The sequence below is a fragment of the Ruegeria sp. AN11 genome, from assembly GCF_056536005.1.
This window is the reverse complement of sequence record NZ_JBQFJD010000001.1, coordinates 2257982-2269441: the sequence shown is the minus strand read 5'-3', so window position 1 is coordinate 2269441 and position 11460 is coordinate 2257982. Positions and strand designations below refer to the sequence as shown.

The following is an 11460-nucleotide window of genomic DNA, read 5'->3' as shown; positions in this document are numbered from 1 at the left end:
ATTTCACTCTAACGCTTCTCGTTTGAAACGCCTCTCGTTTGACGCGTAACCTCTTGGAAAATAGAAAATAGAAAATAGAAAATAGAAAATAGAAAAATGAAAAAACCGAGTCTCCAGAATTTTGCTCTATGGTTGATTGCATTACGCGTAGCTATGGTATTCATTGATTTGCTATCTTTAGCGTTTTTTAACTTTGAGATTTCGTCATTTGCAGTTTCGATCGCACCGGTATTCGGAGCGGCGGTGGCCTCGGGGCAAAAGTATGTCCGCGAGAACGGGCGATTGTTGGCAGCTAGCCAGGCATGGCGATTTGCGGTGCTGGCGACTCTGGTTTTCATTTGTGTAGAAGCCGTTGTGACATCTACTCTCGGTCTGATCTTAGTCGGGCCAACCTTTTACTACGTTTTTACCTCTGTACTCTCCAGCGGCAGTAGTGGGGTATTCATTGGCGTGATGCTTTTCTATATCGTTATTGTCTTCATTTCGGTCCGAATTTTCTTTTCCATGGCGGCAAAAAGAGAACTTAAAGCACTGGAAAAGAACGCTCAAAAGGGAATGTAACGTTTGATCCTGGGCATCGGCACAGACCTCGCAAATATCGACCGCATTCAGGGCACGCTCGACCGGTTCGGCGACCGGTTCCGCAACCGTGTTTTCACCGACACCGAACAGCGCAAGGCCGAGCGCCGCCGCGACACCGCCGGAACCTACGCCAAACGCTGGGCCGCGAAAGAGGCGTGTTCCAAGGCGCTGGGCACTGGTCTGCGCATGGGCATTGCGTGGAAGGACATGGCCGTGACCAATCTGCGCACCGGCCAGCCCGTTATGCACGTCACCGGCTGGGCCGCTGAACGGCTGAAGGAAATAACGCCCGAAGGTTATGAGGCCATCATCCACGTCACCCTGACGGACGACCACCCTTGGGCGCAGGCCTTTGTTGTGATCGAGGCGCGCCCCGTTCAAGATCGCCTCGCGCAGCCTTGACTTGCCCCCGGCCGACCCGCATGTAGCAACCCAATAAGCCAAGGACCGGAGAGCAGTATGGCCGAGGAAGCCAAATCAGGTAACGCCGTCTGGGAGACGATCAAAACCATCGTCTATGCCCTGCTGATCGCGGGCATTTTCCGTACCCTGTTCTTTCAGCCCTTCTGGATCCCGTCCGGCTCGATGAAGCCCACCTTGCTGATCGGCGACTTCCTGTTCGTGAACAAGATGGCCTACGGCTACTCCTACGCGTCCTGCCCCAGCGTGATCATTCCCAGCGTCGGTCTGAACATCGATGCCGAGGATATCTGCGGCTGGATGCAGGGGGATGACAATACGCGCATCTGGGGCGGCGAGCCCGATCGCGGCGATGTCATCGTCTTCCGCCATCCGGTCACCGGTCGCGACTTCATCAAACGGTTGATCGGCCTGCCCGGCGACCGCATTCAGGTCCGAGACGGGGTAATCATTCTGAACGGCACTCCCGTGCAGCAAACCCCCGACGGCGTGTTCACCGAAATCGCCGAACCGCAAGGCCCGCAGGGTCTGCGCCCGCGCTGCGAAAACGGCCCTGTCGGCATTGGTGGTGCCTGCGAAAAAAGCCGCCTGATCGAAACCCTGCCGAACGGTGCTTCCTACGAGGTGCTGAACATCCGCAATCAGGGGTCCGACAACACCGGCATCTACACCGTGCCCGAAGGCCAATATTTCTTCATGGGCGACAACCGCGACAATTCCAGCGACAGCCGCGTGCCACAGTCCGCAGGCGGTGTCGGCTATGTTCCTTATGAAAACCTGATCGGCCGCGCCGACCGGATCATGTTCTCGTCCGCGGGCCGTTCGATGCTGTTCTTCTGGACCTGGCGGGGCGACCGCTTCTTCAAGGCTGTCAATTGAAGCTATCAGCCGAAATAAGAGCCTTCCAGCAGCGTTTGGGGTACGAGTTCAAAAGCCCCGAACTGCTGCTGCGCGCGCTGACCCACGGATCGGTGTCCTCGACGACACGGCCCGACAATCAACGGCTCGAGTTTCTGGGCGACCGGGTCCTGGGCCTGGTGATGGCCACCGCCTTGCTTGAGGCGGACAAGAATGCCTCCGAAGGCCAACTGGCCCCGCGATTCAACGCACTTGTTCGCAAAGAGGCCTGCGCCGACGTGGCCCGCCAAATCGATCTGGGCGCGGTCCTGAAACTGGGCCGGTCCGAGATGCTGTCCGGCGGGCGCCGCAAACAGGCCTTGCTGGGTGACGCGATGGAGGCGGTGATCGCCGCCGTCTACCGCGATGCGGGGTTTGAGGCGGCCCGCGATGTCATCCTCGCGCTCTGGGGCGATCGTATTCACAAGGTCGAGGCGGACGCCCGCGACGCGAAAACCGCGCTGCAGGAATGGGCGCAGGCCCGCGGTCAAAAGCCGCCCGCTTACGTCGAAGTCAAGCGCAGCGGTCCGGATCACGCCCCGGTCTTCACCATTGCCGCCCGTCTGCAGGACGGAACCGAAGCGCAGGCCACCGCCGGGTCAAAGCGGCAGGCGGAACAGGCGGCAGCCAAGGCGCTGCTGGAAAATCTCGCGAAATAACCCGACAGGGATCCGTCTTCATCTGGCCGAAAATATCCCGGGGGTGAGCCCGGATGACATCCGGGCGAGGGGGCTGGCCCCCTACCGGTCGGATTGGCGCGGCCGATCCGACGCTTAGACCACCCGGATATACGCGGTCAGCCCGGTTTTCTGATGCTCGATTACATGGCAATGAAACGCCCAGTCGCCGGGATTGTCCGCGACCAGCGCGATCTCGGCCACTTCGTCCTTCAGCAACAGCATCGTGTCGGTCATCAGGGGTGGAAGTTGGCGCAGGTTCGATTTCAGCGGCACAAAGGCCAGCCCGTGCAGGTGGATCGGATGCAGATTAGGCGATTCGTTGCGCAGCCGAAGCACATAGGTTTTGCCCATCTCCAATGTGGCCAGCGGACCGACACCCTGGGCCGCATCGCCGGGCCATGGAGTCCTGTTGACCGACCAGAAATTGTAACCCAGCGAACCGCAGAACCCGTTATTGGGAGCGCCACCCTCGGGTGTCCAGCCAAAGACGAATTCGTGCACCTCGGCCCGCGCCAGATCCGGCCTGGCGACCGGGTTGATGGGCAGGGGGCGCAGGTCCCGCAAGTCCCGCGAAAGCGTGGCTCCAACAGACCGCAGTCGCGCCATGGCAACCGGTGCACTTCCTGGCAGTTTCGCCATCAGATCGACGGTCCGCCCCTCACCGGCAGGCATCACAACGGCAAAATCGACCCGTTGGCCGGGACCGACAAGCAAGGGGTCTTCCACGCCGGGCATCGGCAGCGCGATTTCGACCGGATGACCGTCCCAGGCGATAATCCGCGCCTCGGCCCCGGCCAGATGCAGCTTGTAGATGCGGGTCGTATCCGAATTGAGAACCCGCAGCCGCACCAGGCTGCCCGCCGGATGATCATAGGCCGGCCCCGTCAGCCAGTTCGCCGTCTGAATATTTCCGATCGTACCCGCCCGCGCGGCCCCGCGCGCGGTAAAGGCAGGCAGAAACTGCCCATCCTCGCCCAGACGGAAATCCCGCAGGTTGATCACCTGCTCACTGTCAAAGCCGGTGTCTTCGGCCTCGGCGATGACCATCACCCCGGTCAGCCCATGGGCCATCTGCTCCATCGTCATGCAATGCGGGTGATACCAATAGGTTCCGGCATCCGGTGGCGTGAATTCATAGGTAAAGACCTCATCCGTTCCGATCGGCATCTGGGTCAGATAAGGCACCCCGTCCATCTGGTTGGCAATCCGCATACCGTGCCAGTGCATGGCGGTGTAATCTGGCAGAGTGTTGCGCACCGGCAGGCGCATCACCTCACCCTGCGTGCCATACAGAACCGGCGGCGGTGCGTCGGGTGACAGGCTGACCATGCCCGTGGTCACCTGATCCTTAAGCGCAAAGCTGGCCGGTTGAATGACCAGTTCCTGCCCGTCTGCTGCCAGTCCCAATCCACCCAGACTCAATGCGCCTGCGGTAGCCCCGCTGCCCAAAAGAAACTCACGGCGTTTCATATGTGCCTCATTTTCGGATTTGATCGCCTGGCTGGGTTCGGCTGAGCGCACGGTATTCGTGCCATCCCGGACGCATGGCGGCAATGCGACAAATCCCTCTGGCCCGCATGGCCAATCTGCTATAGGGATGCGCAGTTGCAAACAGGATCGCATTGAACATGACCACACGCGCCGGATTTATCGCCCTGATCGGAGAGCCCAACGCAGGCAAATCCACCCTGCTGAACCGCATGGTCGGGGCGAAGGTTTCCATCGTGACACACAAGGTGCAGACCACCCGTACCCGAATTCGCGGCGTGGCGATGGAAGGCGACGCGCAACTGGTCTTTGTCGACACGCCGGGCCTGTTCAAGCCCCGCCGCCGCCTGGACCGCGCCATGGTCGCCGCCGCTTGGGGCGGGGCGGCGGATGCCGATGTCGTCGTGCTGATGGTGGAGGCCCATCGCGGCATCACCGAAGGGGTCGAGCGTATACTCGAAGGTCTCGAGGAGATCGGACAGGGCCGCGCAGTCGCGCTGGCCATCAACAAGATCGACAAGGTGCCGTCCGAGAAACTTCTGACCCTGACAAAAGATCTGAACGCACGCTATCCGTTTGCCGAAACCTTCATGATTTCGGCGGAAAAGGGCCATGGCGTCGATGACCTGCGCAAATGGCTGGCCTCGGAATTGCCCGAAGGCCCGTGGCTTTACCCCGAGGATCAGATCGCCGATCTGCCCCTGCGCATGATCGCCGCCGAGATGACGCGCGAGAAACTGACCCTGCGCCTGCATCAGGAACTGCCGTACCAGCTGACCGTCGAGACCGAGAACTGGGAAGAACGCAAGGACGGTTCCGCCAAAATCGATCAGGTCATCTATGTCATGCGCGATGGCCACAAGGGCATCGTGCTGGGCAAGCGGGGCGAGACGATCAAGGCCGTCAGCCAGGCCGCGCGGGCAGAGTTGGAAGAGTTCCTCGACCGCAAAATCCACCTGTTCCTGCAGGTGAAAGTCCGGCCCAACTGGCTTGAGGAATCCGAACGCTATTCGGAAATGGGTCTGGATTTCAAAGACGGCAACGCATGACCCGCCTGACGGCGGAATTCTGGGTCCATGCCTATCTGGCGCGGCTTCGCTTTCAGGAAATTCCTGCCTTCGTCGTGGCCCATGGCGACGACACGGCAGGCGCGGTGCTGATCAAGCTGAACACGCTTGACGGGCAGGCCACGGCCTTCCAGCGCAGCTTTGATCTGATGAGCGGCGAACGCAAATGGGTCGAACTGTCCGGCGGCCCCGAGCCGGACGTGGACGCCGCCATCCAGCGCCAACGCAGCTTTGACCCCGATCTCTGGGTGATCGAGGTCGAGGACCGGCAGGGTCGGCACCTGTTGGGGGAAGAGGGGTTGGAATGATTCCTGCTTCGAAGGGTCTTTGACGCGCGGATCAAAGCGTCTATTTTGAACCTGCTCCTGGCCAGAACGGACTGGCCTATCCGGGAAACAACACAAGACGATGAGGTGTTTGCGTGGCTGAAACACTCGCTGAGAAACTGGAAAAATCCGAGCTTGGCCACTGGATGCAGCGGTTCGAGGGCTTCATGGTTTTCGTCGGAGTCTTCGGCCCGTTCGCCACCCTTCCGCAATTGATCAAGCTCTACTTTACTCACTCCCAGCACGCCACCGGTCAGTCACTGCTTTCGTGGTCGCTCTATGCCGGTCTGTCGTTTCTGTGGTTCGCCTACGGGCTGGTGGTCGGCAAACTGCCGATTTACGTGGGCAACGGAATCTCGATGGTGCTGAATCTGCTCATGGTCATCGGCATCCTGATCCACGCGGGCGTGACGTTCTGACCCCGCATTCTGTGGAACCACTCTGGCCTTACCACCCGCCGCTTTTCTGCGTGACATCGTGCCCGGTGGCGCTGAGCGTGTCACCGGCAAACGGTTTCACCTTGGGCGCAAACGCCTGAAAATAAGGCTGCGATTGCACATGGGCCAATGTCTCGGCACTGTCCCAGCGTCCCCAGTGAAACCGGGACACACCATCATCGGCCACCGCGACCTGATAGGTGAACTTCCCCACAGCCTCGGGGTCGGCGTCGATCGCCGCGATGAACGTGTTTACGGCTTCCAGCCATTCAGTCTCGTCGCCATCGTAGCGATATGTGATTGTAATTCCGCGCATCGGATCTCATCATTATTTAACTCTAGTGTTAATTAGAGAGTGATATCGCCTGCACGTCAAGCTTTCATGGTTGCGGTCCAGACCCGCCACAGGTCAAATGGGCACAGCAAACGGCACGGGGCCCATTTGGACTGGCGCGATCACGGAATACTTCTGACCTCTCGCCGCCACGGCGAAACGGCGGCGATTATCGAGGTCTTTACCCAGACCCATGGACGTCATGCCGGTGTCGTACGTGGCGGGGCCAGCCGCAAGATTGCGCCGATCCTGCAGCCCGGCGCGCAGCTGGATGTGCTGTGGCGGGCGCGGCTTGAAGAACATATCGGAACTTTTCAGGTCGAACCCCTGCGATCGCGCGCGGCGGCGGCCTTTTCCGGACGTCTGGCGCTGGCCGGGCTGAACACGGTGTTGTCGCTTCTGTCCTTCTGCCTGCCCGAGCGGGAACCGCATCCGGGCATCTACAAGCAGACCGAACAACTGATGGATCTGCTGGGGCAGGATGACATCTGGCCACTGGCCTATCTGCGCTGGGAGCTGGCCCTGCTGGAAGAACTGGGTTTTGGCCTCGACCTGTCGGCCTGTGCGGCGACCGGCGCAACCGAAGGGTTGATCTATGTCTCGCCTAAATCGGGCCGGGCCGTCAGTGCCGCTGGCGCCGGAGAATGGGCCGACCGGTTGTTGCCGCTGCCCCCCTGCCTGCGAGGCGAAGGGCAGGCACCGGATGCCGAGATCGTCGAAGGGTTGAAAACAACGGGCTATTTTCTGGAACACCGGGTAGCGCCTGCACTGGGCCACCACCCCTTGCCGGCGGCCCGGGCGCGGTTTCTGGATCAGCTCACTCGGCGGCTTTGAACACCATCTCGTGCCCGTCCTCATTGCGCAGGATCAGCACGTCGCCCGACACTTCGGACTGGGTCATCGCCAGCAGGGCCGCGAAATAGAACCCTTCGGCCTCAAGCCCCGCACAGGCCGCGCGGGTTGCGTTCAGGTCGGTGACCTCGAACCACGGATAAGGCGCGTTCAAGGTGCCGCTGTAGCTGTTGCAAGGTGCGTTGCCTTCGATCCTGCCCTCTTCGGGGAACCGCAGCAGGGCGCTGGCTTCAAATGACTGCCCGTCGATTTCCTGCAAGGTCCATGTGCGGTCCGCCGCGCCATAGGCGGCCACGGATTCGTCCTTGTTGCATTGCAGCAACGCCAGCAGGGGCAGAGTCAGGATCAGGCGTATCATGACGGTATCTTATCCTTTTGCGCATGTTGGCGAAACCTGTGTGGTCCAGATCAATAAGGTATCTCGCCGCTCAGCAATTCAGCGCGCACCTCGCTTCGGGGCCGCCAGTTATACTTGGTATCCTTGCGCACCGGTGCCCAGTGCAAGGCGCCGCTGTTGCGCCACGGGTCTAGGATAATGCCGTCATACAACGACGCCCCAGTGGCGCTGATCGACGCCGAATGGTGGATGATCCGGAACGCCGTCGGCGGAGATGTGGCCCAGTTCAGGTCAAGCGTGCGGAAATCCTCCTGTCGCAGCCGCTTCGTCATGGCCTCGGCCCAGTCATTGCACAACCCATATTCGCGAAAACCGTTGATGACCTTGGCGTTGTGGATGATGGCCGGATCCTCGACCTGCCATTCCCGCGCCAGACGCTGCGAATAGGTGTAAGCGATTGTGGCGGCCCTTTGCGCCTCGGCCGGGTCAACGTCGGGGCCGAGGCCTCCGATCGCTTGCGCCAGCGCGTCGATGTCGCTTTGGCCCGCTGTCGGCTGCGTGGTCGCGCAGCCGCTCAGGGCGATCGCGGTTAGGGTCACCCAAAGTGCAAGAAATATTCTGGTCATTCTTTGTTTACCAACTGCCCGTGTGGTTCCGTCTGTTCCACGGGATGCTCTACCCCAGTTTCGCGCGGAATCAGAGGGGGAAATTTTCATGCCCCGATTCAGAGGCACATCCTGGTAGGCAACCGAGTTCGCCAGGGTTTGCGCATGTGAAATACGAACGACCGGAAGGTCCAGGCGCGTGCAAATCCGACAAAACAAGAAAAGACCCGGTGCAAGACCGGGTCCAGTTGGGGAAACAGAGATGCCGAAAACCGGTCAGCCGAGCAGACGTCGCGCGATAACCTGAGCCTGAATTTCGGCAGCTCCTTCGAAAATGTTCAGAATGCGCGCATCACACAGCACGCGGCTGATCTTGTATTCCAGCGCAAAGCCGTTGCCGCCATGAATTTGCAGCCCGTTATCCGCTGCCGCCCATGCGACACGCGCGCCCAGCAGCTTGGCCATTCCGGCCTCAAGGTCGCAGCGCTGGCCATGGTCTTTTTCCCAGGCGCTGAAGTAGGTCAGCTGCCGCGCGATCATGATCTCGACCGCCATCATGGCCAGCTTGCCCGACACACGCGGGAAGTTGATCAGAGATTTGCCAAACTGTTTGCGGTCCTGCGCGTATTGCATTGCAATATCCAGCGCGCTTTGGGCGACACCAATGGCGCGCGCAGCGGTTTGGATGCGTGCGCTTTCGAAGGTTTCCATCAGCTGTTTAAAGCCTTTGCCTTCTTCGCCGCCCAACAGGTTCTCACCTTTGACTTTGAACCCGTCAAAACCAAGTTCGTATTCTTTCATACCGCGATAGCCCAGCACCTCGATCTCACCGCCGGTCATGCCGGGGGTGGGGAAGGGGTTTTCATCCGTACCGGGCGTCTTTTCCGCCAGGAACATGGACAATCCGCGGTGATCGGTGGTGTCGGGATTGGTGCGCGCCAGCAGGGTCATCACATGGGTGCGCGCCGCATGCGTGATCCAGGTTTTGTTGCCGGTGATCTTGAAATCACCGTTCTCGTCCTTGACCGCACGGGTGCGCAGGCTGCCAAGGTCCGAGCCGGTGTTGGGTTCGGTGAACACGGCAGTCGGCAGAATCTCGGCGCTGGCTATCTTGGGCAACCATTGCGCTTTTTGCTCATCCGTGCCGCCCGCAATGATCAGTTCAGCCGCGATCTCGGACCGGGTTCCCAGAGAACCAACGCCGATATAGCCGCGTGACAGTTCCTCGGACACCACACACATCGAGGCTTTGGATAGACCGAACCCACCGAATTCTTCGGGAATGGTCAGGCCGAAGACGCCCATTTCCGCCAGTTCTTCAATGATCTCGATCGGGATCAGTTCATCCTTGAGGTGCCAGTCATGCGCGTTCGGTTCGACCTTTTCCTGCGCATAGCGGCGGAACTGGTCGCGGATCATTTCAAGCTCTTCGTCCAGACCCGAGGCGCCGAACATGGTGGCGCCGGACTGATCCTGCATCAGCGCGACCAGACGGCTGCGTGCGGCCTGTGAATTGGCCTGTGCCATCAGGGTTTGAACTTCGGAACACTGGAACCCGGACAACGCGTCCCAGCCCAGCCCCAGATCCTGCAGGCGCACAACCTCGCCTTGGTTCATCGGAATGCCGCCCGCGACCTGATGCAAGTATTCGCCAAAGGCGATCTGGTGTAGCAGCTGTTCGATTTCACCGAACTTGCCGTCGGCCTCCAGCGTTTCGGCCCAACGCTGCATCTGTTGCAGGGATTGATTATAGGTAGCCAGCCATGCAAGGCCGTGCGCGGCGGTCTGGTTGGCTTCGATCAGTGCCCCAGAAATCTTACCGTCAGCGCTGACCATATCGCGGACGGATTCCCGCGCCCGTTCAAAAACCGCCTCGACCGCCGGAACGGCAGCTCGGGTCAGGGTCAGCAGATCGGGCAAAATCGCAGGTGTCGTCATCTGGGTCATATCCTGTCCGTCATGGGCCATGAATCACGTCCTTCTCTGGGTCGTCTGGTCATATCATGCTGCACGTGCAGCGCAACAAAAATACGAAATTGGCAGGTAAAAAGTTCAAAAATTACCCGATGAGTTTTGCAGTGCAGAGAAATCTGGGAGTGGTATCAACGAGGCATGACATGGCTTTCAATACTCTCGACACAGGATCTGGCGCTGGCCGTTTCGATTGCCTTTCTTGCCGGCTGCATCAAGGGAATGGTCGGATTTGCCATGCCCATGGTTCTGGTTTCGGGGCTGAGCATCTTCCTGCCGCCCGAATGGGCCGTGGCCGGGCTGATCCTGCCAACTTTGGTCACAAACGGAGTTCAGGCGTTGCGCGAAGGTGTCCCCGCAGCGGTGTCGTCCATCCGACGGTTCCGTGTGTTTCTGATCGTGGGGCTGCTGTTTTTGTTGGCGGGTGCCCAACTGGTCAGCCTGGTTCCGCCGCGAACGTTGTTGCTGATGATCGGCGCACCGGTGACGTTCTTTGCGCTGATTCAGGTCTTGGGATCAAAGCTGACATTGTCGAAACCTTCAGCCTGGATTGAGGCGGCGATGGGTTCGGTTGCCGGTTTCGTGGGCGGTATGTCAGGAATCTGGGGGCCGCCGACCGTGATGTACCTGACGGCCCTCAACACGCCGAAGGCAGATCAGATGCGGGTTCAGGGCGTCGTTTACGGGCTGGGTGCGGTGGCGCTGGTTTTTGCCCATCTGGGATCAGGCATCCTGCGCATGGAAACGGCCGCATTTTCCGGTTTTCTGATCGCACCGGCGGTCATTGGGTTGTGGGCAGGGCTGAAGCTCCAGGCACGGATTGATCAGGCTCGGTTCCGCAAGGTGACGTTGATCGTGTTGCTGATCGGCGGTCTGAATCTGCTTCGCCGGGGGCTGACGGGTTGAAGGATCAGGCCCGGCTGTCCGCGTAGCGGAACGAGAAGTAGAGGATCAGCATCAGGAAAAACAAACCAGAGATATCGCCAATCAAGAAGGCGATGTATTCCGCCGTGGCGCTGCCAAAGGCCATGTTGGTCAGGATCGACACCAGAAACGACGTGACAATCCCCACACCCATGACACAGGCCCAGCATGGCCGTTTGCCGGGCCGGGGAAATAGGTCCCAACCAAGCCCCTTACACAGATAAAACACCGCAGGTGCGGTCGCGACGGCGATGACCATCGCCATCAGGCGGCTGGGCAGGAACACGTCCCATCCGCCGACATAAGCGAAGACGATGAAAACACCCGGCAGCAGTGCAAAAACGGCGCGCCATCCCAACAGCCAGGCGGCCAGAACCCGTACGCCATGCGGCAGAAACAACAGGCTGGCCCGGCTGGGGTATTCAGGAAAAAACACGTTCTGAAGGGGCATCAAAACCTCAAACGTGAGGAACGATACCACCACATAGGCCAAAGAGGCGTAGAAGGTTTCGGTAGCCCATTTTCGCACGACAATCAGCC

The 11460-nt window shown here is 60.0% G+C and carries 15 protein-coding genes; 9 read left to right on the top strand and 6 right to left on the bottom strand.

All coding sequences use genetic code 11. The features are described from left to right. Positions 1-96: 96 nt before the first annotated feature. The 4 genes from ACR3EQ_RS11185 to rnc are packed head-to-tail and all read left to right on the top strand — an operon-like array spanning position 97 to position 2558. Positions 97-561: an ABZJ_00895 family protein gene (locus ACR3EQ_RS11185; protein ID WP_480490649.1), complete on the top strand. Its 465-nt coding sequence runs from the start codon at positions 97-99 to the stop codon at positions 559-561. 3 nt (positions 562-564) lie between these two features. After that, positions 565-984 carry a holo-ACP synthase gene (acpS, locus tag ACR3EQ_RS11180; protein WP_480490647.1) on the top strand — a complete coding sequence of 140 codons (420 nt, stop codon included), beginning with the start codon at positions 565-567 and terminating at the stop codon, positions 982-984. Positions 985-1041: 57 nt separating this feature from the next. After that, positions 1042-1881 carry a signal peptidase I gene (gene lepB / locus ACR3EQ_RS11175; protein WP_170611921.1) on the top strand — a complete coding sequence of 280 codons (840 nt, stop codon included), beginning with the start codon at positions 1042-1044 and terminating at the stop codon, positions 1879-1881. Further along, on the top strand, positions 1878-2558 hold the full coding sequence (rnc, locus tag ACR3EQ_RS11170; RefSeq protein ID WP_170611919.1) for a ribonuclease III: 681 nt from the start codon (positions 1878-1880) through the stop codon (positions 2556-2558). Before lepB ends, rnc begins: the two co-directional genes overlap by 4 nt. 114 nt (positions 2559-2672) lie before the next feature. Here rnc and ACR3EQ_RS11165 read toward each other — a convergent pair whose 3' ends face one another. Beyond that, entirely contained in the window at positions 2673-4049 is a 1377-nt protein-coding gene (locus ACR3EQ_RS11165; RefSeq protein WP_480490645.1) for a multicopper oxidase family protein, read from the bottom strand. A gap of 158 nt (positions 4050-4207) precedes the next feature. Here ACR3EQ_RS11165 and era point away from each other — a divergent pair, with 158 nt between their 5' ends. From era to ACR3EQ_RS11150, 3 genes are all read left to right on the top strand, one after another. Continuing rightward, positions 4208-5116 carry a GTPase Era gene (era, locus tag ACR3EQ_RS11160; RefSeq protein ID WP_170611915.1) on the top strand — a complete coding sequence of 303 codons (909 nt, stop codon included), beginning with the start codon at positions 4208-4210 and terminating at the stop codon, positions 5114-5116. Then, positions 5113-5442: a DUF1491 family protein gene (locus ACR3EQ_RS11155; RefSeq protein ID WP_170611913.1), complete on the top strand. Its 330-nt coding sequence runs from the start codon at positions 5113-5115 to the stop codon at positions 5440-5442. The genes era and ACR3EQ_RS11155 overlap by 4 nt, the downstream gene beginning before the upstream one ends. 113 nt (positions 5443-5555) lie before the next feature. Continuing rightward, a complete protein-coding gene (locus ACR3EQ_RS11150) occupies positions 5556-5879 on the top strand; it encodes a SemiSWEET transporter (RefSeq protein WP_170611911.1) in 324 nt (107 codons plus the stop codon). 28 nt (positions 5880-5907) lie between these two features. Here ACR3EQ_RS11150 and ACR3EQ_RS11145 read toward each other — a convergent pair whose 3' ends face one another. Then, complete coding sequence (locus ACR3EQ_RS11145) at positions 5908-6213, bottom strand: hypothetical protein (RefSeq protein WP_480490643.1); 306 nt, start codon at positions 6211-6213, stop codon at positions 5908-5910. Positions 6214-6339: 126 nt separating this feature from the next. On the opposite strand from ACR3EQ_RS11145, the gene recO reads away from it, so the two are divergent. Then, complete coding sequence (recO, locus tag ACR3EQ_RS11140; protein ID WP_170681791.1) at positions 6340-7065, top strand: DNA repair protein RecO; 726 nt, start codon at positions 6340-6342, stop codon at positions 7063-7065. Here recO and ACR3EQ_RS11135 read toward each other — a convergent pair. The 3 genes from ACR3EQ_RS11135 to ACR3EQ_RS11125 form a co-directional block, all read right to left on the bottom strand. Next, positions 7049-7441 (bottom strand): META domain-containing protein, encoded by a 393-nt coding sequence (locus tag ACR3EQ_RS11135; RefSeq protein WP_480490642.1) that lies wholly within the window; start codon positions 7439-7441, stop codon positions 7049-7051. The two genes, recO and ACR3EQ_RS11135, sit on opposite strands and share 17 nt — an antisense overlap. Positions 7442-7491: 50 nt before the next feature. After that, a complete protein-coding gene (locus ACR3EQ_RS11130; protein WP_480490640.1) occupies positions 7492-8046 on the bottom strand; it encodes a hypothetical protein in 555 nt (184 codons plus the stop codon). A gap of 255 nt (positions 8047-8301) precedes the next feature. Continuing rightward, on the bottom strand, positions 8302-9993 hold the full coding sequence (locus ACR3EQ_RS11125) for an acyl-CoA dehydrogenase family protein (RefSeq protein ID WP_170611901.1): 1692 nt from the start codon (positions 9991-9993) through the stop codon (positions 8302-8304). A gap of 144 nt (positions 9994-10137) precedes the next feature. Between ACR3EQ_RS11125 and ACR3EQ_RS11120 the strand changes: the two genes are divergently transcribed. Then, positions 10138-10902: a sulfite exporter TauE/SafE family protein gene (locus ACR3EQ_RS11120; protein WP_170611899.1), complete on the top strand. Its 765-nt coding sequence runs from the start codon at positions 10138-10140 to the stop codon at positions 10900-10902. A gap of 4 nt (positions 10903-10906) precedes the next feature. On the opposite strand, the gene ACR3EQ_RS11115 is transcribed toward ACR3EQ_RS11120, so the two are convergent. Beyond that, entirely contained in the window at positions 10907-11449 is a 543-nt protein-coding gene (locus ACR3EQ_RS11115; protein WP_480440602.1) for a hypothetical protein, read from the bottom strand. Positions 11450-11460 lie beyond the last annotated feature (11 nt).